Source organism: Streptomyces sp. R21, from assembly GCF_041051975.1.
In the GTDB taxonomy this organism is placed as follows: Bacteria; Actinomycetota; Actinomycetes; order Streptomycetales; family Streptomycetaceae; genus Streptomyces.
This window is the reverse complement of record NZ_CP163435.1, coordinates 8689146-8715083: the sequence shown is the minus strand read 5'-3', so window position 1 is coordinate 8715083 and position 25938 is coordinate 8689146. Positions and strand designations below refer to the sequence as shown.

Annotated in this window: 16 protein-coding genes and 4 pseudogenes; 8 read left to right on the top strand and 12 right to left on the bottom strand. The window is 70.9% G+C overall.

Annotated elements, in window-relative coordinates; translation table 11 throughout:
* Positions 1–175 precede the first annotated feature (175 nt).
* The 3 genes from AB5J56_RS38960 to AB5J56_RS38950 all read left to right on the top strand — a co-directional run bounded on the left by AB5J56_RS38960 (position 176) and on the right by AB5J56_RS38950 (position 3209).
* Positions 176–1354: an NAD(P)/FAD-dependent oxidoreductase gene (locus AB5J56_RS38960; RefSeq protein WP_369240151.1), complete on the top strand. Its 1179-nt coding sequence runs from the start codon at positions 176–178 to the stop codon at positions 1352–1354.
* Between the two features lie 72 nt (positions 1355–1426).
* Positions 1427–2335 (top strand): RNA polymerase sigma-70 factor, encoded by a 909-nt coding sequence (locus AB5J56_RS38955; protein WP_369240149.1) that lies wholly within the window; start codon positions 1427–1429, stop codon positions 2333–2335.
* Between the two features lie 259 nt (positions 2336–2594).
* Positions 2595–3209 carry a transposase family protein gene (locus AB5J56_RS38950; protein ID WP_369240147.1) on the top strand — a complete coding sequence of 205 codons (615 nt, stop codon included), beginning with the start codon at positions 2595–2597 and terminating at the stop codon, positions 3207–3209.
* 78 nt (positions 3210–3287) lie between these two features.
* On the opposite strand, the gene AB5J56_RS38945 is transcribed toward AB5J56_RS38950, so the two are convergent.
* A complete protein-coding gene (locus tag AB5J56_RS38945; RefSeq protein ID WP_369240145.1) occupies positions 3288–4403 on the bottom strand; it encodes a diaminopropionate ammonia-lyase in 1116 nt (371 codons plus the stop codon).
* Positions 4404–4894: 491 nt separating this feature from the next.
* Here AB5J56_RS38945 and AB5J56_RS38940 point away from each other — a divergent pair, with 491 nt between their 5' ends.
* Entirely contained in the window at positions 4895–5239 is a 345-nt protein-coding gene (locus AB5J56_RS38940; RefSeq protein ID WP_369240143.1) for a hypothetical protein, read from the top strand.
* A 14-nt stretch (positions 5240–5253) separates the two neighbouring features.
* Here the strand turns inward: AB5J56_RS38940 and AB5J56_RS38935 are convergent.
* The 6 genes and pseudogenes from AB5J56_RS38935 to AB5J56_RS38910 form a co-directional block, all read right to left on the bottom strand.
* Positions 5254–5463, bottom strand: a pseudogene (locus tag AB5J56_RS38935) (IS5/IS1182 family transposase); the annotation flags it as partial.
* A 32-nt stretch (positions 5464–5495) separates the two neighbouring features.
* Positions 5496–6905 (bottom strand): RodZ domain-containing protein, encoded by a 1410-nt coding sequence (locus tag AB5J56_RS38930; RefSeq protein ID WP_369243045.1) that lies wholly within the window; start codon positions 6903–6905, stop codon positions 5496–5498.
* Between the two features lie 133 nt (positions 6906–7038).
* Positions 7039–8448 (bottom strand): DEAD/DEAH box helicase, encoded by a 1410-nt coding sequence (locus AB5J56_RS38925; protein WP_369240141.1) that lies wholly within the window; start codon positions 8446–8448, stop codon positions 7039–7041.
* Between the two features lie 207 nt (positions 8449–8655).
* Positions 8656–11598, bottom strand: a complete 2943-nt coding sequence (locus AB5J56_RS38920) for a hypothetical protein (RefSeq protein ID WP_369240139.1) — start codon at positions 11596–11598, stop codon at positions 8656–8658.
* Positions 11599–11600: 2 nt separating this feature from the next.
* Complete coding sequence (locus AB5J56_RS38915) at positions 11601–13448, bottom strand: HSP90 family protein (protein WP_369240137.1); 1848 nt, start codon at positions 13446–13448, stop codon at positions 11601–11603.
* 49 nt (positions 13449–13497) lie between these two features.
* Positions 13498–14484: a hypothetical protein gene (locus tag AB5J56_RS38910; RefSeq protein ID WP_369240135.1), complete on the bottom strand. Its 987-nt coding sequence runs from the start codon at positions 14482–14484 to the stop codon at positions 13498–13500.
* A 279-nt stretch (positions 14485–14763) separates the two neighbouring features.
* Between AB5J56_RS38910 and AB5J56_RS38905 the strand changes: the two genes are divergently transcribed.
* Positions 14764–15942, top strand: a complete 1179-nt coding sequence (locus AB5J56_RS38905; RefSeq protein ID WP_369240133.1) for a cytochrome P450 — start codon at positions 14764–14766, stop codon at positions 15940–15942.
* A gap of 408 nt (positions 15943–16350) precedes the next feature.
* Positions 16351–16878 (top strand): annotated as a pseudogene (locus tag AB5J56_RS38900) (replication-relaxation family protein); the annotation flags it as partial.
* Between the two features lie 564 nt (positions 16879–17442).
* Here AB5J56_RS38900 and AB5J56_RS38895 read toward each other — a convergent pair.
* The 5 genes and pseudogenes from AB5J56_RS38895 to AB5J56_RS38875 form a co-directional block, all read right to left on the bottom strand.
* Positions 17443–17571, bottom strand: a pseudogene (locus AB5J56_RS38895) (IS256 family transposase); the annotation flags it as partial.
* Positions 17572–18009: 438 nt separating this feature from the next.
* The gene (locus AB5J56_RS38890; protein WP_369240131.1) at positions 18010–19548 is read right to left on the bottom strand and encodes an MFS transporter; all 1539 of its coding nucleotides are present in this window, start codon (positions 19546–19548) and stop codon (positions 18010–18012) included.
* 384 nt (positions 19549–19932) lie between these two features.
* Positions 19933–21785, bottom strand: a pseudogene (locus AB5J56_RS38885) (acetoacetate--CoA ligase).
* A gap of 221 nt (positions 21786–22006) precedes the next feature.
* A complete protein-coding gene (locus tag AB5J56_RS38880) occupies positions 22007–22915 on the bottom strand; it encodes a DUF2993 domain-containing protein (RefSeq protein ID WP_369240129.1) in 909 nt (302 codons plus the stop codon).
* A gap of 15 nt (positions 22916–22930) precedes the next feature.
* Positions 22931–23617: a TetR/AcrR family transcriptional regulator gene (locus tag AB5J56_RS38875; protein WP_369240127.1), complete on the bottom strand. Its 687-nt coding sequence runs from the start codon at positions 23615–23617 to the stop codon at positions 22931–22933.
* A gap of 130 nt (positions 23618–23747) precedes the next feature.
* Between AB5J56_RS38875 and AB5J56_RS38870 the strand changes: the two genes are divergently transcribed.
* Complete coding sequence (locus AB5J56_RS38870; protein WP_369240125.1) at positions 23748–25382, top strand: MFS transporter; 1635 nt, start codon at positions 23748–23750, stop codon at positions 25380–25382.
* A 53-nt stretch (positions 25383–25435) separates the two neighbouring features.
* Entirely contained in the window at positions 25436–25855 is a 420-nt protein-coding gene (locus tag AB5J56_RS38865; protein WP_369243043.1) for an SDR family NAD(P)-dependent oxidoreductase, read from the top strand.
* Positions 25856–25938: the final 83 nt, after the last annotated feature.

Genomic DNA, 25938 nt, shown 5'->3' with positions numbered 1-25938 from the left:
CTGCTCTGCCTCGGCCAGCCCAGTACAGCGAGGAAATCTACGAGTTCTTGCCAGCACACCAACGGCGAGCATTGTGTGATGTGGCTCACTTTGACTACCTGTCACGTCCGGTGCGGGTTGCTTGTCCCATGAGCGTCACCGACACCGAAGCCGGTGCCCGACCTTGGGAGATCCAATGAACAACGGCCACCACATCGTCGTCCTCGGCGCCGGTTACACGGGCTTGTTCAGCGCCATCCGGCTGGCCCACCGCACCCGCCGGACCGACGTGAAGATCACCCTGGTCAACCCCTCGAGCCGGTTCGTCGAGCGGCTGCGGATGCACCAGATCGCCGCCGGTCAGGAACTGGCCGACCATCAGATACCCGACCTGCTCGCCGGGACCGGCGTCACGTTCGTCCAGGGCGCCGCCAACGCCATCGACCCCGAGGCCCGGCGGATCACCGTCGACGGCGCTGAGACCCTCGGGTACGACACGCTCGTCTACGCGCTGGGCAGCTCGACCGACACCGACAAGGTCCCCGGCGCCGACACCCACGCGTTCACCCTCAACAACCCGGAGATCGCCGGTCGGTTTGCCGCGCGGCTCACCGAGGTCGCCGCGTCCGGCGGCACGGTCACCGTCTGTGGCGGCGGCCTGACCGGCATCGAGGCGGCCACCGAGATCGCCGAGAGCCACCCCGGTCTGGACGTCACGCTGATCAGCCTGGACGAGCCCGGCGGCATGATGGGTGCCAAGGCCCGCGCCTACCTCTACGGCGCGCTGGACCGCCTCGGCGTCACTCTTGAGACCGGCGCCCGTGTCACCAAGGTGCTGCCCGACGCGGTCGAACTGGCCGACGGCCGGCTCGTCCGCTCCGACGCCTGCCTGTGGACCACCGGCGTCAAGGTGTCGCCGCTCGCCGCCGACGCCGGGATCGCCACCGACGACCGCGGCCTCATCCTGGTCGACGCCACCCTGCGTTCGGTTTCCCACCCGGAGATCCACGCCATCGGCGACGCCGCCGCCGTCCGTCTGGCCTGGGGACAGATCCACGGCACCTGCCAGAGCGGCCTGCCCACCGCCCAGTACACCGCCGACACCATCGCGCGGCTCGTGCGCGGCAAGGCCGTCAAGCCGTTCCGCTTCGGCTACTTCCACCAGCCGGTCAGCCTCGGCCGCCGTGATGCCGTCATCCAGTTCACCAAGGCCGACGACACCCCCCGCCGTATGCACCTCACTGGCCGGATCGCCGTCGCGTACAAGGAGACGGTCAGCGGCAGCCCGCTCACTACCTACCGGTTCAGCAAGCGCATGAACGTCACCACCATCGTCTCCAAGGGCGGCCGCGCCACCCGCAAGCCCACGGCATGACGGGCTCATCGGCTCCCAGCGCCGCGATCTCGGGCCTTGCCGCCCTGGTTACGGCGCTGGCAGCATGAGCCGATGATCGACGCCAGGGATGAGCCGGACCCGTACCTCGAACACCGCAGGCTGCTGTTCGCCACCGCCTACCGCATGCTGGGCAGCGTCACCGACGCCGAGGACGTCCTCCAGGACACCTGGCTGAGCTGGAGCACCGCGGACCGCGACACGGTTCGCCACCCCAAGGCCTACCTGGTGCGCACGGTCACCAACCTCTCGTTGAACCGCCTCACCTCCGCACGGGCGACCCGCGAGACCTACGTCGGGCCGTGGCTCCCCGAGCCCCTGCTGACCTCCCCCGACATCGCCGCGGAGACCGAACTGGCCGACAGCGTCTCCACCGCGATGCTGGTCGTCCTGGAAACCCTAAGCCCCGTCGAACGCGCCGTCTTCCTGCTCCGCGAGGTCTTCGGCTACTCGCACGCCGAGATCGCCGAAACCCTCGAACGTCCCGAGCCGACAGTCCGCCAGATTGCCCACCGCGCACGCGAGCACGTCCAGGCCCGCCGCCCCCGCTTCGACGCCGACCAGACCCGGCGTCGGCAGGTCACCGCCCAGTTCATGGAGGCCTGCGCGGGCGGCGACCTGAACGCCGTCATGGAACTGCTCGCCCCCGAGGTCACCGCCTGGTCCGACGGCGGCGGCAAGGTCACCGCTGCCCGCCGCCCCCTCCACGGCACCGACCACGTCGCGCGCTGGATCGTGGGTTTCCTGGCCAAGCCCGAACTGGCCGCCCTGACCATGGAGCCGGCCGTCATCAACGGCGAGCTCGGCGTCCTGGCCACCCTCGGCGGACACACGGTCGGCGCCCTCTCGTTCGACCTCGTCGACGGCCGCATCCAGAACCTGCGCTTCCAGGTCAACCCCGAAAAGCTCAGCGGCCTGACCCCCGACAACAGCTTGGCGCTGCTCCGAAGCGTTCAGCCCTGAAGCATTACCGGTGGGACCCTGGACCGGGACGAACTGTTCAGGGAGGGCGCAGCCCGGCGCTTTCGACGCCGAAGGCGCCCTTGACGGAGCCGAGTCGCCCCAAACCCTTCACCGGCGGGCGAATCGGCTCCAGTTGACGAGACAACGGCCTGGGCAGTGAAGAGCATCGCCGGCCGTTTTCAGGGGTCGGGGCGAAATTTCATGACGGTCACGATGGCGTAGTTCACGCTCCATGTTTGAGTGCGGGAATGCCCTGTTCATGGGGGTTCTGTCCGCGTTGAAGGACGCACTGTTCCCGAACGCCGTGGGGATGGCGCCGGACCGGTTGACCGAGATGAGCGGGGTCGTTGTGGCCGAAGCCCACAGCACCGTACCGGAGTTGGCGTGCCCGGACTGCGCGACCGCCTCGCGCCGGGTGCACAGCCCTTATGGGCGGCGACTGGCCGAATACCCGGTCGGCGGGCGCCGCGTGGTGGTGAAGCTGGAGGTCCGGCGGTTCTTCTGCGACGCCCCCGATTGCAGACGGAGCACGTTCGTTGAGCAGGTCGAGGGCCTGACTACGCGTTATGCCCGTGCCGGGCCCGGGGTGAAGACGCTGTGGCGCTCCGTTGCGCTCGCAGCGGGCGGGCACCCGGGCATGCGGCTGTGCCGCTCGCTGGAGGTGCCCACCGGCCGGGCCCGGCTGCTCGGCCAGCTGCAGGCGCCCGACGTTCCGGTTGCGATCCCGCCCACGGCACGCAGCGCGACCCCGGAACCGGCCACGAGCGCACGTCGGGTCACCACCGCCGTGTCCGGTCCGGGCACGACGGTCAGCAGCCCGAGGACACCGGTCGCGGCCACGAAGCGGGTCAGCACGCTGCCGACCTCCTCCTGATCGAGCGGGTCGAACCCGTCGGCGATGAGGTCATCAAGGAGCAGTGGTCAACACAGGGGTCTTTCCGGTGTCGCGTGTTCAGTGGCTGGAGTGCGGGTTGGCGGCCGTGCCCTCGGTGCTCAGCAGCACGACCACCGAGGTCGGCCCCAGCTCCAGAGCCGTACGGCGTTCCTCGGCTCCCACGCCGGTGAGCGCCGCGCGCAGACCGGCGAGCGCCGCGGCTCCGCAGGGGCCCGAGGAGACACCGGCAGCGGCCAGGTCTCCGGCCGCGCGGGCGCTGTCGGCGTCCGTGACGGCGACCGCGGCGTCCAGACCGCCGCGCAGGTGGGGCCAGGCGATGCTGGACGGGGTGCCGCAGTTCAGCCCGGCCATGCTGGTCTCCCGCGTGGTGACACTGACGGGCGCTCCGAGGAGGAGGCTTTCCAGGACGCAGGGCGCGGCCTCCGGTTCCACCGACAGCAGCGCCGGGGCATGCCCGGAGGGGCGGCTGCGGTAGTGGGTGACCACGGCCTGGGCCAAGGACCCCACGCCCACCGGAACCGAGACGAGGTCGGGGCCTTCGACGACCCGTTCGGCCCTCAGTTGCTCGTCGATCTCGGCGCAGAGGGTGGAGTATCCCTCGACGATCCACCCCGGGATCTGTTCATAGCCCGGCCAGGCGGTGTCCTGGATCAGGACCGCGTCCGGGGCCGCGGCCGCCTCGGCCGCCAGGCGCACGGCCTCGTCGTACGAGCCTGCCACCTCGGTGACCTCGGCCTGTTCGGCGACGATGGCCGCGACGGCCTGCGGATGCACGCCCTGGGGAACGAACACGTGGGCGCGCTGCCCGACGCGGTGTGCCATGCGGGCCACCGCGCGGCCGTGGTTGCCGTCGGTGGCGGTCACGAGGGTGACCGGGCCCTGTTCTCCGCCGTTCGCCGCCCGCTCCGCAAGGGTGCGGTGGACCGCCCAGGACGCCCCCAGCGCCTTGAACGCGGGCAGCCCCAGACGACGGGACTCGTCCTTGACGAAGACCCGGGCGACTCCCATCTCAGAGGCCAGTGAGGGGAGTTCGGTCAGTGGGGTGGGCGCGTAGCCGGGCAGTGAGGCGTGGAAGACCCGCACCTCGGTGGGCGCGGGTTCACACCGCCAGGCACGGGCATCGGGACGCGCGAACCACGGCAGCGTGCAGGGGGAGGAAGCGTTGTCGGTCACACCATCAGGGTCCGATGCGCGCGCAGGATCAGTCCAGCGGATCTTTTCGACCTGCAGTCGTCGGAAAACGCGACCGTTCGCGTCCCTGCCTCCGTCTCCCAGCAACTCTCCCAACTGGAAGCCGAAGTCTCCAAGCCAGCGACTTCGACCTCGTCCCGCCGAGGAATACCCCAACGCCGACGACCCGACGGCGGCGCTCAGCTCTCGCCGGCCACCCCTGGGTGATGGAACCCGAAGGCACCGCCGCCTGGCATCGCCACCCGCTGCGGCCAAACGCCCGAGAGCTACCTCGCCGGCCTCCACCTTCGCGCCGCGATGATTTGGCTCAACGGCTTCCTGCAGGCGCCCACTTGATCGCGATCGACGCTTCCTGTAAGGCATGGACATGATCGGCAACGGATCAGTATTCTGCTTCCCGACCAGCCTGTCGGTCATCCACAACCGACGGCGCACGGCCGGCCTGACCAGTCGGCCCGAACATAGGGGATCTTGTGCTCAACAGGAAGACGCTCGGCAAGAGGAAGCTCACTTCGCTCCTCTCCACGCCGCTGCTGCTCGGCGGTATCGCCGTGGCCGCGCCCATCGCCTTGGCCAGCCCGGCCAGCGCCGCGGTGCACGGCTGCGGGTTCCACCAGATCAACACCTACTCGATCAGTTCGACCTGCCACTACGGCCCGGGAGAGCAGCGGGCCAAGATCCGCTGCACGGACGGCATCACCGGCGACTCGTACATCGCCTACGGCCCGTGGAAGCAGTGGTACCAGGACTCCGTGGCCGTGTGCGGCGCGCCCCAGCGGACCAACGCGAGGTTCATCGACACGCAGGTCAGGGACTGACCCTTGTAGGAGAAGCGGTCGGCGCGGGAGTGGGCCTTGTCCGCGGCGACCGCGTCCGGCCGGGTGCGGGGACGGCCGACGGGCAGGCGGACCCGCACCCTGCCGAGTACGGGGACGAACTGGGGACTGTCCGGACTGTCCGCGGCCTGCCCCGCGGTCAGGAGGAGCGCCAGCGGGCGGCACCTGCGGTCCCCAGCCAGAATCTTGCTGGTCAGGCCGCCCCGGAACCCGCCGTAGACCGTGGGCCAGGGACCACTTAGTCCCCTCTGTCGAAGGTGAGACGTTCGACCTGCCCGGCCTGGAAGTCGTCCAAGACCTCCTTGCCGTTGACGACAAGCCGGACGGCGGAGGCATCGCCGAGGATCAGGTTGATCCGGCTCTTGTCCGTGAAGTTCTTGGTCTCGCCGTTGCCCAGGAGCCCGTCGAACAGAATTCGGCCGTTGTGGTCCTTCGCCGAGATCCAGCTCCGCTCGCCCTGGCCGGTGACCACGACGGTGACCCGGTCCTTGGGGGCTGCACTCACCGGGGAGGAGGCGGGCGTGGACGGCGGAGCGGAAGCTTGTGACGTGGCCCGCCGGGACTCCGAAGCGGTGACGGAGGGGCTGCCGCCCTTGTTGTCGTCCCCTTGCCTGGTGAGAACGACGAGGCCGGCCACGAGTGCGCCCGTCACGGCCACAGCCGCGATCAGCAAGGTGATCACGCGGGGCGAGCGCGAGGGTCCGGTCGGGGCGGGCCGGAGAGGTTCGTCGGCGCCGCCGGGATGGGCGGGAGGCGCGACCGGGACCGTCGGCGCGGCGCGTGGTCGGTCAGGGGTGGCGAGCGCGAGTGTGTTCGGGTCCGGGGCCTGGTCGGGGTCCCGTTTGGGGTCCGGGTCCGGACTGAGCGAGCCCAAGAGCGCCTCGGGCGTGGGACGGTCGGCCGGATCCTTGGACAGACAGGCGGCGACCAGCGACCGCAACTCCCCTGGCAGCGCGGAGAGATCAGCGGGCTCGTGCACCGACCGGTACATCAGCCCCATGGGCGTGCCGGTGCCGAACGCGCTGCCCCCGGCCGCCGCGACGAGTACGGCACCGAGCGCGAACACATCGGCGGCACCGCCGACTTCGCCGCCCTGCGCCTGTTCGGGCGCGAGGTATCCGGGAGTACCGAAGGCCGTCCCGGTGGCGGTCAGCCGGGTGGACTCCACGGCCCGCGCGATTCCGAAGTCGAGGACGCGTGGGCCGTCGTCGGCCATGATGATGTTGCCCGGCTTCAGATCCCGGTGTACGAGCCCGCAGGCGTGGACGGCTTGGAGCGCCTCGGCCAGCGCTGCTCCGAGAGACCTCAACTGCCCCTCGCCCATGGGCCCTTGACGCCCGATCAGCTCGGCGAGCGTGGGGCCGGGGATGTACGCGGTGGCCAGCCAGGGCGCTTCCGCGTCGGGATCGGCGTCCACAACCGGAGCCGTGTGGAAACCCCCGACTCTGCGGGCGGCCTCGACCTCTGCGCGGAACCGCTCACGGAAGTGCGGGTCGGCCGCCAGCTCGGGGCGGGCCACCTTGACCGCGACGGCCCGACCGCCCCGTGACCGGGCGAGGTAGACCGTCCCCATGCCGCCCGCGCCCAGCTCCCGCTCGACGGTGTAGACACCGATCCGCCGTGGCAGGTCCGCCGCGCCGTTCTCCATCGCCTGCACGCCTCCCCCTGCGTACGGTCGCCCGTACGTGACGCCGTCCGGTGCATCCCGGCCGGTCTCCGGCCCGCCGGATCCGTCCAGCAGCGTAGACGAAGACACCACCCCGTAGTCCGGGCGGCCGGTCTCAGCCGCTGCGCCGCACCCGGGCCGCCTTGCGGGCCTCCGCGAGCTTGCCGGCCTCGCTGCTCTTGCGGGACGACCTGCCACCGGAGCCGCTCTTCGCGTCCTTGGTGCTGCCCAGACCGCGGAACGGGGCGTTGTGGTTCTTCGGGCGCGGTGCGGCGGACCCGCCGTCGAGCGGCTTTCCGGAGGGGGCCCTGGCGCCGGTGATCCGGCTCAGCTCCGCCTCGCCGGACCGCACCTTGGTGACCTTGGGGGCGACGTCGGCATCCGCCATGACCTGGCTCGTCTCGCGGCGCTGTCCCGACAGGACCAGTGTCACAACAGTGCCGGAGCGGCCGGCCCGGGCCGTGCGGCCCGCTCGGTGCAGATAGTCCTTCGGGTCGGTGGCCGGGTCGACGTTGACCACGAGGTCGAGGTCGTCGACGTGCAGACCGCGTGCGGCGACGTTGGTTGCCACCAGCGCGGTGACCTGCCCGTTCTTGAACTGGGCCAGGGTCCGGGTGCGCTGCGGCTGGGCCTTCCCGCTGTGCAGGGCGGCGGCGGCCACGCCGTTGGCCCGCAGATGCCGCGTGAGCAGGTCGACACCGTGCTTGGTGTCCAGGAAGAGCAGGACGCGGCCGTCGCGGGCGGCGATCTCCGTGGTCACGGCGTACCGGTCCGGGCCGTGCACGACGAAGACGTGGTGCTCGATCTCGGAGACCGCGCTGGACGAGGGATCCACGGAGTGGACGGCGGGGTCGCGCAGGTAGCGCTGCACCAGCTGGTCGACGTCGCGGTCGAGGGTGGCGGAGAAGAGCATGCGCTGCCCGTCGGGACGTACCTGGTCCAGGATCTCGGTGACCTGCGGCAGGAACCCCAGGTCACACATCTGGTCGGCCTCGTCCAGGACCGTGATGCGCACCCGTCCCAGTCGGCAGGCCTTGCGCTCGATGAGGTCGTGCAGTCGGCCGGGCGTGGCGACGACGATCTCGGCGCCGTCCCGCAGCGCGGCGGCCTGCCGTCCGATGGACACTCCGCCCACCACGGTCGCGAGCCGCAGCCGCAGCGCCTCGGCGTAGGGGGTGAGCGCCTCACCGACCTGCTGGGCCAGCTCCCTGGTGGGCACCAGGACAAGCGCCAGCGGCTCCTTGGGCTGCGCGCGCCGCCCGGCCGTCCGGGCGAGCATCCCCAGGCCGAAGGCAAGCGTCTTGCCGGATCCTGTACGGCCGCGGCCCAGGACGTCCCGTCCCGCGAGCGCGTTCGGCAGCGCCGCCGCCTGGACGGGGAAGGGCACGGTCACATCGTGCTCGCCGAGGACCCGCAGAATCTCGGCCGGCAGCCCCAGCTGCGCGAAGGACGGGGTCGAAGTGGTGCCTGACGCCTCGGACGCGTGGTTCTGCTGCCGGGCATCGGCACGTGCTGATTCGCTCACAGAAGGCTTTCCTCCGAAGGGACCGTACCGAGGAAGGCGCGGCGGGGACGCGGCCACCAGCCAGGGACACCGAACGGAGCACCGACACAGCGACGCTGCAAACGCCCTACGTTAGCACGGGGCACGCCGCCCCCTAGGCATGCATCGCAGCGCCGGCCAGCTGTGGGCGCCGGTGCCGGGGCGGGTCGTCGCCCCGGCACCGGCCGGTCACTGCTCGTCGCGCAGCCGGGCCGCCAAGGAGGTCAGCGGCTCGGTCTGCTCGGGGTGGCCCTGGGCGGTCAGGTGGGTGATCGCCACGTCGAGGCGGGTGAGTGCGGGGGCCGGGCGTTGCAGGTAGAGGCCCTCCACGGCGCCCGCGAGGCGGACGCACTCGGCCCACTCGCCGGCGCGTTCGTCCTCCTGTCCCGGCTCGCCGAGCAGGGTCAGCGCCTTCTCCAGAGCGGCCAGCGCGTCCTCGTACGCGCCCGCGTAGGCGTTGACCCGGCCGTGTTCGTAGGCCAGGGCCGTGTCCAGGGAGCGGCCGCGGGTTTCGTACTCGGCGGTGCGGGCCTCGTCGGCGATCCGGCCCGCGTCGGCGAGGAAGGCGAGGGCGTCGGCCAGGCCGTCGGAGCCCTGCTGCTGGGCCTGGAGACGGGCGAGTTCGCGCAGGCAGCTGCTGAGCTGCTCGTAGCGCGGGGCCCGGGCGTGGGCGGCGAGGGCCTGGTCCGCGGCTTCGCGGGCCTGGCCGAACTCGCCGGACTCGCCGAGGAGTACGGCGGTCTCCGCGGCGATCCCGGCGTGGCTGCCCGGGTCGTCGTCCCAGCCGGCCGACTCGGCGGCCAGGGTGACGAACTCCGTCGTGGCGGCCTTGAGGTCCTCGCCCGCGTGCAGCGCACGGGCGCGGGTCAGGCGTAGCTGAGCGACGAGCCGGTCGTCCAACTCGCCTGTGGCGACGTCCGGTTCGGCCAGCAGGGAGTCGAGCAGCGCGATGCAGTCCTCGATGCGGCCCAGGTCGAGGCTGAGCTGGGCAGCGTTGCTGTAGGTGCAGAACGCGTCGATCCGGTTGCCGCCGCGAAGGTCCACCTCCGCCGCGCGCGTCAGGTGTCGCAGGGCCTCGTCGGGGCGGCCCAGGTGCATGCAGGCCTCGGCCAGATCACGGTGGAGGCGGGTGGTGTCGACGGCGTCGGCCGGCCAGTCGGAGGCCTGTCGCAGTCCCTCGGTGAGATCCGTGTACGCGGCCTGCGCGTCCCGGAGGCCGAGCTGGAGCCGGCCGCGCAGGGCGAGCGTGCGGGGCAGGTGCCAGGCAGGGCCGTGCGCCTTCAGCCGGTCGAGGAGGGCGTCGATCTCGGTGACCGCGGCGGGCAGGTCGCCGGAGAGGGCGTAGGTGCTGGCCCGCAGCTGGAGGGCGGCGGAGATCTGCAGGACGATGTCGTGCCGGGTGGCGAAGGTGTGCAGCAGGTCCACCTCGGCGAGTACCGGCGCGACGTGCTCGTCGCTCCCCGACGTCTGCAGGCGCAGGACGAGCGCGGTCACCCGCAGCCGCAGCAGGCGGGCCTCCTGGAACGGGACGAGGCCGGGCGTCTCCTCGTGCCGGCGGACCATGGAGGCGTGTGCTGCGGTCAGCGCGGCGGCCTTCGCCTCGGCTGCGTCGTCGGCGTCCTTGGCGGGGATCTCGGCGGTGGCGAGCAGAGCGCAGGCATAGGAGTGCGCCGCGTGACCCGGCTCTCCGGCGGCGTCGTACAGGGCCGCGGCCTCCTCGTGGAGAGAGGCGGCGACGACGAACTCGTCCTTCCTGCCCGCCCGGTTCGCCTCGTCGGCCAGCAGGTCCGCGCGCAGCCGTACGAGCGGGCCCACGGCCGGGTCGTCGGGGTGGGTGTAGTCGCGGGCGGCGACGAGGGTGCGCAGCCGCGCCCAGCAGGCCTGTGCGTCCGGGTGCCCCTGCTCGTCCAAGGTCCGCGCCCGGAGGATGAGTTCGGGCAGCGAGTCGGGGACCGCGGCGGCCGTAGCGGCGGCGGGCGCGGCAACCGGGGCGGCCGGGGCCACGTCGTCGAGGCTGCGGGTACGCAGGGTCAGTTCCAGTGCGTCCAGGAGCGGGGCACGGTCGAGGCGGGCCCTGCGGCGGTCGGCGTGGGCCGTGGTGCCGTTGCGGGCGTCGAAGCGGGCGGCGAGGTCGTCGGCGCGGCTGCGCACCTCGGCGCGCAGGCCGGCCACCGTCCAGGTGCGGCCCGTGTAACCGGCGGCGGGCAGTTCACCGTGGCCGAGGAGTTCGACGCGCTGGAGAAGGACCTCCACGCCGGTGAGGAAGCCGAGCAGGTCCAGCGGCGAGTCGACCTCGTCGAACAGGTTCCGGTTCTCGGCGAGCAGTTCCAGGCCGCGTGCCTCGTTGCCGGTGAGCGCACAGAACTCCAGGTGCCGGCCGACCTCCTGGGCCGTCGAGGGGTTGCGGCGGCAGTCGCGGTAGCCGGCGAGGTGCAGTTCGCGGGCCCGGTCGATGGCGCCGGTGCGGAGCAGGGGCAACAGCGCATGGGAGACGGAGCGGGCCGGCTCCTCCTGGCAGGATTCCTTCCCGGCGAGGACGGGCTCCCAGGTGCGCAGGGCCCGCTCGTCGTCGCCTGCCTCGAGGTGGTGCACGGCGCGATCGCAGATCTCACAGGCCTCGCAGTCGCTGAGCCTGGTGCGGGTGCGGCCCGCCCACAGCTCGTAGGCAAGGTCGGTGTCCTCGCCCACGTGGGCGGCGAGCTGGTAGGCCTGACCGTAGTAGGGCTGGAGGCCGAGGTCGGCCTTCTCGTACCGGTCGCGCATCTCCTTCAGCCACTGGTGCAGGCTTGCCAGAGGTATCTCCGGCAGCGCGCGCAGGGCGCCGGCCACCCACTTGAACCGCCAGAACAGCATGTGGCGCAGGTGCTCGTCGAAGATGTCGGGCTGCTCGTCGAAGAGGGTGAGCAGGCGCGCGAAGACTACGGGCGACTTCCGGGGTTCCGAGCCGTAGGTGTACGCCTCCTGGAGTTCGAGGAGCGCGTGGACGAGCGGGACGGCCTCGGCGAACTGCTCGGCGGTGTCGACGAGTTCCTCGGCGGTGACGGTGCGGGTGCGGCCGTAGGGGCGCTTGTCGTTCTCGTGGAGCGCCTGGTACAGCTCGTCTGTGTTCCGGGGATGGGGTGCGGTCGGCATCGTCAGCTGTCCTTGCGGAGGGCGTGGGCGAGAAGGTCGAGGAAGGAGCGGTTGATGAGGCTCGACTCGGCAGGCCTGAGCGGGCGTCGGGACAGCATGGCAGCCTGCCCGTAGAGGGCTTCGGCGCTGGTGCGGGCCAGTTCGGGCTCGTCGATGGCAACGGCGGTGCGGACCAGCGGGTTGAGCTGGTTGAGGATCAGCTGGGCCCGCGGTGCCTCCTGGCGCAGGGCGCCGAGGATGTCGCCCCAGAGGCCGCCGTCCTGCTCGCGGGCGAGCTGGGAGCGGGTGCGCTCGTGCCGGGTCTCGCGGCTGTCGACGAGGAGGGCGGGGGCGGACGCGGGCTGGAAGGTGCGCAGCGCGACGTCGCAGTCGAAGACGGCGAGGGCGTCGCGGGCCTGGGCGAGGTAGGCCGCGGCGGCGAGTTCGGTCTCCCGGTCGACGGGGTCGAGGTGTGCGGTGAGGGTCGCCGGGTCGAGGTCGGCGACAGTGGCCTCGGGCCTGATCTCGGGCAGCCGGTGGACCAGTTCACGGTCGTAGGTGTAGCCGCCGTTGACGACGCCGAGCCCGGCGGCCGAGGCGATCGCCGCGACCTGCCGGAACTCCTCCACGCTGGACGTCACGAGCACGGTGCGGTGGGTGCGCGCGAACTCGTCGAGGGTGCAGTGCCCGTCGGTGGTCTCGAACGGCAGCCAGGGCAGCAGCATCCGCAGGATCTCGTCGTCGTGCACCGCGAGCGACTTCACGGCCAGGTGGTGGGCCTGGAGGAAGCGGTGGAGCAGGTCCGGGTCGCTGGCGGCGGCCCGGGCGATCCAGGCGCGCAGCCGCTCGGCGAGGGCGTCGCGGACGGCGGCGAGCGTGTCGTCCTCGTACAGGGCCTCGCGGGACGCCGTCGGGCGCAGGCTCTCGGCGTCGACGACGCAGCGGACGAAGAAGGCCCACTCGGGCAGGATCTCCTCGGCCTGCTCGGACAGCAGCATGCCCTTGACGTGCACGCGGTGCCCGTGACGGCGCCCGGCCGGCACCGCCTCGGGCAGCACGCACGCGATGCCCTTCAGGCCTACGGCCGGCAGGTCCAGCTCGATGGTGTCCAGCGGGGTGAACCCGAAGACGTCCTCGCCGAACGCGGCCAGCGCACGGGAGCGGGCTCCCGGCGTGGGGTACGTACGCGCCCAGGGCGCCGGCTCGGGGTTGACCGGCGCACCCGTGCCGCCCGTGCCGTCGTCGAACGTGACCGGGTGGCGCAGCAGGGAACCGAAGTGCCGGGCCAGCGCGTGCACTTGGGCCGGGCGGGTCCAGTCGCCCGCGTCGGCGCGCGGCGTCAGTGTGACGGTGGTGCCGGGCCGGGGGCGGGCGGAGGCGGGCAGGGTCCGGACGGTGTAGCTGCCGTCGCCACGGCCCCGCCATTCGACGACGGGTGCGTCGGGGGTGCGGGCGGAACGGCTCAGGACGTGGATCTCGTCGGCGACCAGGAAGCAGGAGAGCAGGCCGATGCCGAACTGGCCGATGAAGTCCGCGCGTTGCTCGGCTATCCGCTCCGCGCGCTTGCTGCTGCGGCCGATCGTGGCGAGGAAGGTGTGCACGTCGGCCTCGGTGAGACCGACGCCGTCATCCTCGACGCGAACCACCGATCCGTCGGCGTACAGGCGGATACCGAAGGCGTCGGAGGGGGCGCCGGGTTCGAGGCCGCGCCGCGCGGTCAGCGCGTCCACGGCGTTCTGGAGGAGTTCGCGCAGGTAGACGCGGGGGCTGGAGTAGAGGTGGTGGGAGAGGAGGTCGACGAGGCCGCGCAGGTCCACCTGGAAGGTGCGGTCGGCGCCGGCCGGGCTCGAAGGGGTGTCATGCAGAGTCATCGGGCAGTCCGGGGTGAGGTGTTGGAGAAGTGCAGGAGGGGTGGCAGGTTCAGGCGTTGCGCCGGGCGCGGGCGTACATCTCTTCCGGTTGCCCCATGTACCTCCAGGGCCACGGCGTGTAGGCGCCGCCCAGCTCGTGGAAGACGCGCGGCATGGCGACCCTCTGGCGGGCCAGCGACAGGGCCATGGCGAAGATGTTGAAGTCCTCCTGCCAGCCTGGGCGACGCACGTGGTCGGGGTGGAGGATGCTGCGCTCGGCCGCATCCAGCAACTCGTCCTGGATCTCGGGGGTGACGAGGCAGTTCTTGTTGTCCGACTCCACCCAGTCCTCGATGTGCGCCATGGCGATCACACAGCCGAGACGATGCCCGTCGGGCGCGTCGGCGAACGCCTCACGGGCGAACTCCAGGGCCTGGCCGGGCTCGCCGCTCCAGCGGGGCTGCAACTGCGACACCCATTCGATGTGGGTCTCCAGGTCCAGCGGGTCGCGGCGCAGGGCGGCGTCGAGCCGGACCTCATTGACGGCGAGGCCCAGCGACATGCCTCGACCGGAGGTGAGGAGGCGGCGCCACGGCGTGGCCCATTCCGGCCGCAGCTCTGCGGCCTCCAGCAGGTGCTCCTCGGCGATCTCGAGCCGCTCGTGGAACAGCCGCCACTGCTCCTGCGTGACGTTCACGGCGAGTTGGCGGGTGCGCGCCTCCCAGGCCCAGCTGACATGGCGCGTCCCGGATATCAGCAGGGCGGTCGCCCGGTGCTCCTTGTCCTCCTCGACGGCCCGGCCGATCCAGTCCTGCACACCGTCCAACTCGGCCAGTTCACCCAGGACTTGGTGGTCCCGGCCGAGATCGAAGGGGACCAGCGCCGCCTTGACCGCCTCCCAGGCACCCGCCTCGGCGGCCTCCACCAACGCGAGCACCCGAGCGTCCCCGAGCGCGCGCAGCACGTACATCCCGTTCTTCTGTCTGCGCGGGACGGGAAGGGCGTGCGGATCCGCCACCGCTCTCTCCGCACCCCTTCCGAACAGCTTGCCCAACATGCCGCGCCCTCCCCTGATCCCGCGTGATCGTCCGTGCAGCATAAGGGGCCGCACTGACACCACTTCCACAGGGTTTTCACCGGCACTTCACCGTGCCGGGCCGGTCCTATCCCCGCACTCTCCCCGTCCCATCGACGCCTCTACGGCTCCGGGTACGACTCCGGTTCGTGACCGAGCTGCCTGTGGGCCTTGGCGGCCGACGCCTCCACGCACCGGCGTGTCGCCGACGACGACCAGCCGAGCCGGTTGGAGCCTGGAAGCATGACCGACCCTGGAAGCATGACCGACCCGACGCAGGACCCCCGCTTCCTCCAGGACCCCTACCCCACTTACGCGGCCATGCGCTCCACGTGCCCGGTGCAGGCCGTGCCCGCCGGCTCCGGTGGGCGCACCAGCTATCTGGTCACCGGCTACGCGGAAGCCAGGGAAGTTCTCGGCGACGCTCGACTCTCGAAGGACACGGCCGCGTTCTTCGCAGACAAGGGGTCGCAGCGTCGCCTGCACCCGGCGGTGGCACACACCATGCTGGCCAGCGACCCACCCCAACACACCCGGCTGCGCAAGCTGGTGACCAAGGCGTTCACGAAAGGGGCCGTCGCGCAGCTGCGTCCGTTCATCGGCCGGGTCACCGACGAGCTGCTGGATCAGTGGCCCGTCGGCGAGCAGTTCGACTTCGTGACCGGCCTGGCGATACCGCTGCCGGTCATCGTGATCTGCGAACTGCTCGGAGTCCCGGCGGAAGACCGACCCGATGTCCAGTCCTGGTCCGGAGCGCTGTTCGCAGCGCGGAACCCCGACGTCATCGACGCGGCCTCGCACTCCCTGGCCGACTACATCACGAGCCTCATCGCCGCCAAGCGCCTGAACCCCGGAAGTTCTCTCCTCGACCGGCTCATCTCGGCTCGCGACGGAGACGACCATCTCAGCGAGGAGGAGCTGGTCTCCCTTGCCGTACTGCTGCTGGTGGCCGGGCACGAGACCACCACCAACTTCCTCGGCAACGCCACCCTGGCGCTGCTCCAGCGTCCGGCCGAGCTGGATCGCCTACGCAGGAATCCGGACGATGTCTCGGACGTGCTCGACGAGCTGCTTCGGTTCGACTCCCCCGTCAGTACATCAACCTTCCGGTTCACCACGGAGCCCGTGACGCTCGGCGGTACCGATATCCCGGCCGATGCCCCGGTACTGATCGCCCTCGGAGCCGCCAACCGCGACCCGCAGCGGTTCACGTCACCGGACCTGCTCGACCTGGACCGAGACGCCACCGCGCACCTCAGCTTCGGCCACGGCATCCACCGCTGCGTCGGGGCTCCCCTGGCCAAGGCCGAGGCGGAGATCGCCCTGCGAGCGGTACTGAGCCGGTTCCCCGCAATCCGACTCGCCGCACCACCCGACCACTTGGAGTGGCGGCGCACCCGTCTCGTTCGCGGTCTCTCTGCGCTTCCCGTGCTGGTGTAGCCGCTCGGTGCAGCGCCCCTCAACAGTGCCCAACCGGCGAAGGGATCTTCGGCAGACGACGACGCAACGCGACACCGTCCCGGCCGAGTTGGACACCTCCAGTGCCCCGGCCCTGATGCTGGTGCTGGGGCGCGCCGCTGCTTGCAGCGCACGACCGCGGAGGCCACCGCCGACGCGCAACACGAAACAGGGCGCCCCGATCCCCCGGCGCCACCCGCCCGCCGTTCCCTGTCACCTGCTTCCTTTCTGTTTCGGGGCGAGCGCGGGGGTGTGTAGAGGGGGATGTCGGGCTGCCGACCACGCCGACGAGACCCTGGTGACCTGCGGTTATGCCACCCCAACGGGCGGAAGGACAGCGTCAGTTGACGCAACGGTATCCGCAACAGTTACGAGCAGTGTTGTCGCAACATGACGGTGGTCGAGCCTGCCGGGGTGGTCGGGGTGGTAGCGCTGACGGTGCTGACGCAGTACCGCATGGCCACCACCCAGCAGCTGCACCGGATCACCGCCCCCGATGTGCGCATCGAGCAGACCAGGCGCAGGCTGACCAAGCTGCGCCAGGGGCAGTTGGTCGCGTGCGTCACGCTGCCCCAGACAGGGCGGCTGCGCGCCTGGTTTCCCACCCCCTACGGGGTGCGGATCGCCTCACAGTGGCCGGAGTTTCGCGGGCAGCGGCCACCCAAGGCGCTCGCCAATCCCACCGCCGCACGCCTCCGGGTCGGACAAACGCTGACGGTGACCGAGACCGCGCTGGTCTTCCTCGAGGACGCCCGCCACCACGGCGAGCTGTGCCGGCCGCTGGACTGGATACCCGAGGTCTACCACCCCCTCGGCGGTGCCGAGGCCGTCATCCCCGACGCCCTCTTCTACTACCGGCGAGGCCATGAGGGCGGGGCCGGGGCGATGCTGCGGGCGTTCGTCGAGGTCGACCGGGCCACCATGGGCTCCGAACGCCTGGCAGCCAAACTCCCCGCCTACGCCCGCCTCCACCACTACGCACCCACTCCCCCAGGTCAGCGCCGGCCAGCCCTCGGACAGGAGCCGGTGCAAGAAGCCTGGCGGCGGCACTACCGCTCTTCCCCCGCCTGCAGTTCGCCCTGGACGCCACCGGCCCCGCCGGCGTCACCACCCGCATCGACGCCCTCCACGCAGCCGCCGAAGACCTGGCGTCGGTCCCCTTCCTGCACAGTGTCCCCGTCCTGGCGGCGGCGCTGGCAGAACTCCGTGCCCACGGCCCCTCCCAGCCCGTGTACCACCCCGTCCAAGACCCCCACCGCACCGTCGCCTGGAGCTGGTCGCCCCATGCGTAAACGAACTGCGCAGCCTTTGCAGACCCCCTCCGGCAGCTACGCAAAACCCGACCACAGGCCCGACCACGCCCCCCGAAACCCCGACCACAGCTACCACCACGCGCCGACCACAGTCATGCGCAGCCAACAGCACCCCTCGGGTGCGCATCGACCGTGCGCAGCACACGCGGACGGCTGCGCAATCAACGCACGCGTCCGCCTCCGCGGACATGAGCGCGTCGGCGAACGTCTTGACCATCGCGCGCAGCAGATCGGGACTCGCCGCGGCGAGGTTGTCTTCCGCGAGGGCGTGCAGGGGCAGACTGTCTGGTGCGGTCATCGTGCTGATCTCCTTCGAGGCTTCGACACTTCGAAGATCAGCCGGTGGCCGTTCATCTATGCGGGCACCATCCCGACGCCGGAGCAAACCCCCGGATCAGGTCGAACCCGTACACCATCTCCATGGACGCAATCCGCGACTGACTAGCCCGCCTGAACGCGCCCCGTGCCAGATACTGCGGGGAACCACGGGGAACAGCGGTCACCCACCCAGAGGCGCCCTCAGGTCACGACGCGGCTCGACAGCAGGTCAGCGGGACTATCGGGCCCGTAGAACCCAAGCTTCCCAAACTGAGAGTGCGAGTTCGATTCTCAGTCACCCGCTCCAGAATGAAACCCCAGGCTATTGGCCTGGGGTTTGTTCGTCGTCTGATCCAATTCGGGGGTGGCGTGCCCTCCGTATGCCCCTCCGTATGCCCCGAGGAAGGAAGACCCGGGGTCAGTCGGCCGTGGGCGGTGTCTTCGGTGCGCGCAGCAGGGCGCCGACCGCAGCGGCGAGAACGATGACGCTCACCGCGATCAGGGAGGCAGACAGGCCGTCCATGAACGCGGACTTGACGCCGTCGGCGAGAGCCGTGCCCCGGGCGCCGAGCTGGTCGGCGACGTGGAGGCCGGCGGCTGCCGAGTGGCGTACGGACTCGGCTGCCTCTGGGGGTAGTTGGGCTGCCGAGTCGGGGAGGGAGGAGCGGTAGTGGCTGCCGTAGATCGAACCCATGAGGGCAATGCCGACCGCCGAACCGACCTCGCGGGTGGTGTCGTTCATGGCCGAGGCGACGCCCTGCTGTCCCCGGCCGAGGGAGCCGGTGATGGCCGCCGTGCCGACGGCGCCGCTCAGGCCGATGCCGAAGCCCGCCAGGACCAGGCCGCCGAGGAAGGGCAGATAGCCGGAGTCGACGTCGAGGAACGAGATCAGGAAAAGCCCGACGGCGAGCAGGAACAGGCCGACGGACATGACGGCCTTCATACCGACCCGCTGCACCAGGTGCGGGGTGACCATGGAGGTGGGCAGTACCGCCAGCGCGACCGGGATGAGGGCGACGGCGGCCTTCAACGGGCTGTAGTCCAGGATGAGCTGGAGGTACTGCAGACCGACGAAGAAGAAGCCGAATACGGCCATGAACTGCACCAGAACCGTGATGGCACCGGCGCGGAAGCCGCGGATGCCGAACAGGGCGGGGTCGAGCAGCGGGTGTTCGGTGCGCAGACCGAGGTAGGCGTAGACGGCGAAGGACACGGCCGTGACGACGAAGGCGCCGATCACCACCGGTTCCGCCCAGCCCCGCTCATTGCCTTCGATGATGGCGTACACGAGGGTGCCGATGGCCAGGGCAGTGGTCACCGCACCTGCCACGTCGGGCCTGTGCGGATGGGCGTCCTTGGTGTTGGGGGCCAGCAGGACGGCGGCAAGCGCGGCAGCCAGAGCGACGGCAGCGCTGGCGACGAAGATCGACCGCCAGGAGAACTGCTCAAGCAGCGCGCCTGCCGCGAGCATGCCGATGATGGCGCCCGCGGCAGCGAACCCGGACCACGTGGCCACGCCCTTGGCACGCTGCTCTGGCGGGAACGCGGCGGTGATGGTGGACAGCGTGCCCGGCATGATCATCGCGGCACCGAAGCCCATGACGGCCCGCCAGGCGATCAGGGTGGTCGTGGAGTCGGCGAAGGAGGCGGCCAGGGAGGCCGCGCCGAAGACGATGGTGCCGACCACGAGTACGTTGCGGCGGCCGAGGCGGTCCCCGATCGCGCCGAGCGGCAGCACGAGAGCGGCAAGGGCGACGGTGTAGGCGTCGGCGATCCAGGTCAGGGCGCTGTTGGAGGCCGACAGGTCGATGGCCAGGTCGGGCAGGGCGAGGTTGAGCGCGGAGACGGACGCGACGACCAGGACGAGTGACAGGCACATCGCGAACAGGACGCCGCTGGTTCCGGCTCGGCCCGTGGCGACGGACGGCGCCGTCTCCGTGTGGGGGGTGGTGGTCATGGGGGCCTCAGTGGGTGCTGGGTCGGATGGCGGGCCCGCACGGGCACGTTGAGGAAATTATCAAGTTTGACGTTATTGCGGTCAAGCTTCATGGCGACACGGCCGCCGCTACACGATGGCGGGGGCCGTGAATCCCGGGGAGTCGGTCGGCTCGGCCCGGACCGTCCTGCCGTACCGGGCGTGGCGTGTGCCCCAGTACCCGGCGAGTCGGGCGACGAGCAGCAGACCGCGCCCGGGAGGGCCCTGAGCTGCCCTGGCGTTCTTCGCAGGTGTTTCAGGGCGACGTGGTCAGTGTCCGCGCCCGACTGTCCGGGGCCGGGCGGGCGGTCTTGGACGTGCATGGTGGTGTTCGGCTCTGTGGATGAGGGGCGGGGTGCGTCCGGACTATCCGCGCCGCTGAGCGCGGCGTTCGGCGCCGAGGCGGCCGTAGTGCTCGATCAGGTCGGGGTTGTCCACAGTGGCCGGGTTGACGACCTGCTCGGCCGGGGCGCCCTGGAGCAGGCGTTTCACCGGGATCTCCAGCTTCTTGACGGTGCGGGTGTGCGGAATGGCCGGCACCTCGATGATCTCGTCGGGGACGTGACGGGGAGAGGCGCCGGTGCGGATGGCCTCGCGGATGCGGTCGCGCAGGGCGTCGTCCAGTTCGGTACCGGCGGCGAGGACCACGAACAGGGGCATCCAGTAGCCGCCGTCAGGCTCCTCCGCGCCGATGACCAGCGCCTCGGTGATCTCCGGCAGCCGCTCGGTCACGTCGTGGATGTCGGCGCTGCCCAGCCGTACGCCGCTGCGGTTGAGGGTGGAGTCGGAGCGGCCGTGCACGATCACCGAGCCGTGGGAGGTGAGGGTGATCCAGTCACCGTGCCGCCACACACCCTCGTACGCGGAGAAGTAGGCATCGCGGTAGCGGCTGCCGTCGGGGTCGTTCCAGAAGTACTGCGGCATCGGGCGGGTCACCACCAGCTCGCCGACCTGGTCCACGACCGGGTAGCCCTCCTCGTCATACGCGGCCAGCGCCACGCCGAGGTAGGACGCGGACAGCGCCGGCCCGCACGGGGACGGTGGGTGCTCCGCCGGCGAACCCGGAGACGACGTCGGTGCCGCCGCTGATGGAGGCGAGCTGGACGTGTCCGCCGAGGTGCTCGCCGACCCAGGGGTAGGCGGAGGCGGGCAGCCCGGAGCCGGTGCAGCCGACCGCGCGGATCGACGACAGGTCGTGGACGGATGGGTCGATGCCGAACTTGGCCATGCCCAGCAGGTATTGGGGGCTGGTGCCGAAGAGGGTGACGCGGTGGCGGGCCGCCAGGTGCCAGAGGATGTCGGGCTGGGTCAGCAGGGCCGGGCTGCCGTCGTACGTGCAGGTCGTGGCGCCCGTCAGGAGCGTGGAGACGACGAGGTTCCACATCATCCAGTGGGTGGTGGTGTACCAGAGGAAGCGGTCGCCGGGGCCCAGGTCGGACTGGAGGCCGAGGGTCTTCAGGTGTTCCAGCAGGACGCCGCCGTGGCCGTGGACGATGCCCTTGGGCAGACCGGTCGTACCGGAGGAGAACACGACCCACAGGGGATGGTCGAACGGCACGGGAGTGCAGGTGAGTTGCTCGGTGCGCGTCGTCACCTCCTCCCATGGGAGGACCAGCGACGGGTGGTTCGACGAGAGCCCCGGCAGCCCCACGTGGTCCACCAGCACGGTGGCCTTCAGGGTCGGCAGGGCGCGGGCCAGTTCGAGGCGGCCTCGCGGCGGTCGTAGGTGGTGCCGTTGAACAGGTAGCCGTCGGCCGCGATCAGGACGGTGGGACGACGCCGTCACCCTGGCCCACTCCCAGGTCGCGCAGGGAGGCGGCGAGCGAAGCGACCTGGGAGCGCAGCCGCTTCCCGGTCACCTCGTACCCGGAACCGGTCTCGTCGAGGGCGACGATCGCCACGTCGTCGTCCGCGAGGTTGCGCAGGGCGTGATGGGCGTAGTTGAGGGTGGCGCCGGGGAACCAGCGGGCGCCGGGCATCCTCTCCTCGGCCAGCACGGTCTCGTACGGCGTGTCCGCGTCGATGTCGAAGTACACCCACACCGCGCCCCAGAAGCCCTCCAGGTCGGTGACCGACCAGCGGTGGAGGACGGAGTAGTCGGTGAGGTCGGCCTCGACACCCCGGCGCTGTGCGGCCCAGCGGCCGAAGTCCGCGATCCGGCTGCGCGCGGCGGACTCCGGGTCCGGGGTCCAGAAGGCGTTTGCGTACGGCGTGGTCATCGCGCTGTGCTTCGAGGGCGACGGTCCTCTCGCGACCCTGTTCCCGGCGCTCGACGAGGATGCCGTCCACACCCTCACCGCCTGCGCCGTGGCCGGTGTCAGCAGCTCTTGGTCCACCGCGAGGTCAACGGCGGCACCGTCGACCTGGTGACGATGTTCGAACCGCACACACAGCTCGTCCTCGACGCTGCCACCCGGATGGCGGCGAGGAGCAATGACCGTCACTGATCGAGTCGGAGAGTCGAAGCGCTCCGCACCACAAGGGCGGATGGTTCGGCACTGTCCTGCGACGCGTCATCGGGCCGGAAGGTGACCGACTGGCCCGAGAAACGGGCGACGAGGCCGTCGGCCGTGGAAGTGACCGAGCGCAGGCTCAGGTTTTCGGGGATGTTCCGCAGCTGGATCGGCTGCTCGAATACCTTGTTCAGCACCGCGCTCGCGGGGGCGGGCAGTGCACCACCCGTGACCTTGAAGCCCTTGAAGGCGATGCGGTTACCGGAGGCCACCGCGACGGTCGTCGTCACAGCACCCTTTTCTCCGAAGGGGAGAAGGACCACAGCCCTCACTTCACCAGGGCGGCTCCCCTTCGAGATCTCCAGCCCGAGGGCGTCCGACACGTCCTTGTACGACAGGAAGGCGGTCGCTTCGGCGCTGCCGGCCCGCGCCTGACTGTCGTCGTCGGACTTCGTCAACCCCTGGAGCCGGAGGGAGAGTTCGGTCACGGGCAGCAGGCGGGAGGCGCCCTGGGCCGGTATGTCGTGAGCAGTGATGTCCACGCGGCGCAGGGTTCCGGAGGCCGCCTGGGTCAGGACGGGGAAGCCCCGGACGTGGACCTCCGGCGGCAGAGGTGTGCCCATGCCTTCCTGGAACGCAGCGGCCGTGCGTGACTCGATTCTCGCCGCCACGATCCGGTCGGCCACGACGGGAAGGAGGGCGAGCCCGACGAGGGCGGCGGTGACGAAAGCGAGGGGCCGCCGACTCCGGCGGGGCTCGGGCGACTCGTACGGTTCCAACGGCTCGTACGAGGCGTGCTCGCCCTGAGGGCCGTAGCTGTAGCTGTAGGGGTCGTGAGGGGGGTAGTACGGCTCGTACTGCGAACCGTCGTCGTACCTGTGCTGGGACGCGGACAAGGGCGGTGTCCTCCTTCAGTGGGGTCGGTGCGACCGGTGGGGTGAGTGGAGCGGCCTGGTTCCGTGCAGCCGACGGACCGTGGCGGCGGCGGTGGCACTGTCGAGTCCGGCGGCGATCAGGGCGGCGGTGGCGGCGCCGGTGCCGTCGTCGGCCCAGATACCGGAGTTGACCGTGTCGAGGAGGGCCAGCAGGTGGGCCTCGATGGCACCACTGAGCGGCCCGGGCGGGACAACGGCATGGAAGACACCGTGGCGCTGGCCCTCGGCGAGGATGCCTGCGACCGTCTCGCGGGCCGGGGCCAGGACTTCGCGCACCTGGCCGGGGCCGAGATCCTGGTCGGCGAGACCGATCAGCGTGCGGTAGCAATCGCCGACCGGCCAGAGGGTGAGGACGAAGCGGGCCAGGGCAGTCGCGGGACCGAGCGTGGTCGTGGATGCGGATGCGGTTGTGACGGCGATCGCGAGGCGTACCGCCTCCGCGGCCTCGTCGGCGAGGCCCGCCACCAGTGCCGCCCGGCCGGCGAAGTGCGTGTAGACGGTGCGACGCGCCACGCCCGCGGCTTCGGCTATGTCGCCGAGGCTCGTGTCGGGGTTCCGGCCCAATTCCCGCCGGGCCGCTTCCAGGATGCGGGTACGAGTGACCTGCGCCGTACGGCTCTGCCGTATGGGTTGGTCGGCTGTCGTCGCTGTCGGGCTGCTCACGTCGGCACCTCGGCACGGAGAGGGGAAGGGGAGGGGAGGGGAGGGGGCCGCAGCAATATTTGCACATCAACGGGCAAGAAACTAGCCTGCTCATCAATGTGCAAATAGTTCGTTGCCCTGGGAGCCCCTCGTGCCCTTTCTTGCCACCACACCCGTCGAGAAGATGACCGGGCCGTACGCCCGGCGCTGGTGGGCACTGCTCGTGCTCTGCCTGAGCCTGCTCATCGTCGTCATGGCGAACACGTCACTGATCGTGGCGGCGCCGGACATGACCCTGGATCTCGGCCTCAGCAGCAGTGACCTGCAATGGGTCATCGACGGCTACACCGTCCCGTACGCCGCGCTGATGCTTGTCCTGGGCGCGATCGGCGACAAGTACAGCCGCCGCGGCGCCCTGATCGCAGGTCTGCTGATCTTCGCGGGCGGATCCGTGATGGGCAGCCTCGTCGACCGGACCGAGCTGGTCATCACCGCCCGCGCGATCATGGGCGTCGGTGCCGCCGTCGTCATGCCGGCCACACTGTCCCTGCTGGTCGCGATGTTCCCGCGGGGCGAGCGCGTCAAGGCCATCACCGCCTGGAGCGCCACCTCGGGACTCGCGATCGCCGTCGGCCCCCTGCTCGCCGGATGGCTGCTGGAGGACCACGCCTGGGGCTCGACCTTCCTGATCAACGTGCCCATCGCCGTCGCCGCCGTCATCGGCGCGCTGGTCCTGGTCCCGCCGTCCAAGGCGGAGGGCATGGGCCGGATCGACTATGTCGGCGGCCTGCTCTCCATCGTCTCCATCGGCTCCCTGGTCTACGCGACCATCGAGGGCCCGCACTTCGGCTGGGGCGCCGGTCCCGTCGCCGCGGCCGTCGCCGCCGGTGTCGGTCTCGTGGCCTTCGTGGCCTGGGAGCTGAGGCACCCGCACCCGATGCTGGACGTGCGCAAGTTCAAGCTGCGCCCCTTCACAGGCTCGATGATCGCGGTGCTGTTCTTCTTCTTCGGCACCTTCGGCGCGATCTACTACTCCACCCAGTACCTGCAGTTCATCCTCGGCTACGACGCCCTGGAGACCGGCGTACGACTGCTGCCGCTGGCCGGTGCCGTCGTCCTCGGCGCCACGGTGACGGGACGCCTGACCCCGAAGCTGGGGGTCAAGCTGATGGTGGTGACCGGCATGGTCATCGGCACGGCCGGCGTCTTTCTGCTTACCCAGGTCGACAAGGGCTCGACGTACACCGATTTCCTGGCCCCGATGATGATGCTGGGCTTCGCCATCGGCCTGAGCGTCTCCCCCGCCACCGACACCATCATGGGCTCCTTCCCCGAGGCCGAGCTGGGCGTCGGCGGCGGCGCCAACGACACCTCGGTGGAACTGGGCGGCTCTCTCGGCATCGCGCTGCTCGGCTCCCTGCTCGGCACGGCGTACCGGGACGAGCTGACCGACCTGGTCGGCGGCCACCTCCCCGCCGCGGCGCTGGAAACAGCCAGGGACTCCGTGGGTAGCGGCCTGGCCGTGGCCGAGGAGGTCGCGAAGAACCCGGCGGGCGGGGCGCAGCAGGCACAGGCGCTGGTCGACGCCGTCCACGAGTCCTTCGCCCACAGCATCGCCCAGACCAGCCTGATCGGCGGGATCATCATGGCCGCCGGAACGATGGTCGTCCTCGCGGTGCTGCCCGGCCGCCGGAAGGCGGACAAGCACCGGCCGGAGGATGCGCAGGAGACGCAGGAGACGCAGGACTCACAGGACGGGCAAGAGGCGCGCACGGGCGCCGTCTGAGCGGCCACCACCTCAGAGCGGGCCGTGCCTTGAGCAGCGCACGGCCATGGACGGTGCCGGGAGGGGACAGCCGGCACCGTCCTTCCGCTGTCGGGAGTTGCGCCCGTCCCGGTCTGTCGACACGCAAGCACGGTCACTCGACACGGCGGAGACCTGATCAACACCGTGTCGCCGGGCAACGGGCGCGGCTGTTCGACACGGTCGCCGAGCGCGGGCTGACGGTGGACGTCCTGGTCGACAACGCCGGCATCGGCACCGTCGACGCGGTGATCCACTCACCCCTTGACGCCGAGATCGCGCAGGTGCGGGTCATCGTCGAGACAGTCATCGACCTGACCACCCGGGCGGTGCAGCAGATTCCGCCGCGGGGGCGCGGCGCGATCCTCGACCTCGGCTCCGTCAGCGGCTTCCTCCCACAGCCGGGCCAGGCCCGATACGCCGGGACGAAAGCGTTCGTACAGATCTACAGCTAGGACGTGCGCGCGGAGCCGACGGCCACCGGTGTCACCGTCGCGGTGCTGTGCCGGGGCCGGTGCATACCGGGTCCATCACTGTG

What these genes read in the sequence shown, in the direction of transcription:
- AB5J56_RS38960 (WP_369240151.1), top strand. Translation starts at nt 176, where the DNA reads ATGAACAACGGCCACCACATCGTCGTCCTCGGCGCCGGTTACACGGGC.
- AB5J56_RS38955 (WP_369240149.1), top strand. Translation starts at nt 1,427, where the DNA reads ATGATCGACGCCAGGGATGAGCCGGACCCGTACCTCGAACACCGCAGG.
- AB5J56_RS38950 (WP_369240147.1), top strand. Translation starts at nt 2,595, where the DNA reads ATGGGGGTTCTGTCCGCGTTGAAGGACGCACTGTTCCCGAACGCCGTG.
- AB5J56_RS38930 (WP_369243045.1), bottom strand. Translation starts at nt 6,905, where the DNA reads ATGGAGAACGGCGCGGCGGACCTGCCACGGCGGATCGGTGTCTACACC.
- AB5J56_RS38920 (WP_369240139.1), bottom strand. Translation starts at nt 11,598, where the DNA reads ATGCCGACCGCACCCCATCCCCGGAACACAGACGAGCTGTACCAGGCG.
- AB5J56_RS38915 (WP_369240137.1), bottom strand. Translation starts at nt 13,448, where the DNA reads ATGACTCTGCATGACACCCCTTCGAGCCCGGCCGGCGCCGACCGCACC.
- AB5J56_RS38910 (WP_369240135.1), bottom strand. Translation starts at nt 14,484, where the DNA reads ATGTTGGGCAAGCTGTTCGGAAGGGGTGCGGAGAGAGCGGTGGCGGAT.
- AB5J56_RS38905 (WP_369240133.1), top strand. Translation starts at nt 14,764, where the DNA reads ATGACCGACCCGACGCAGGACCCCCGCTTCCTCCAGGACCCCTACCCC.
- AB5J56_RS38890 (WP_369240131.1), bottom strand. Translation starts at nt 19,548, where the DNA reads ATGACCACCACCCCCCACACGGAGACGGCGCCGTCCGTCGCCACGGGC.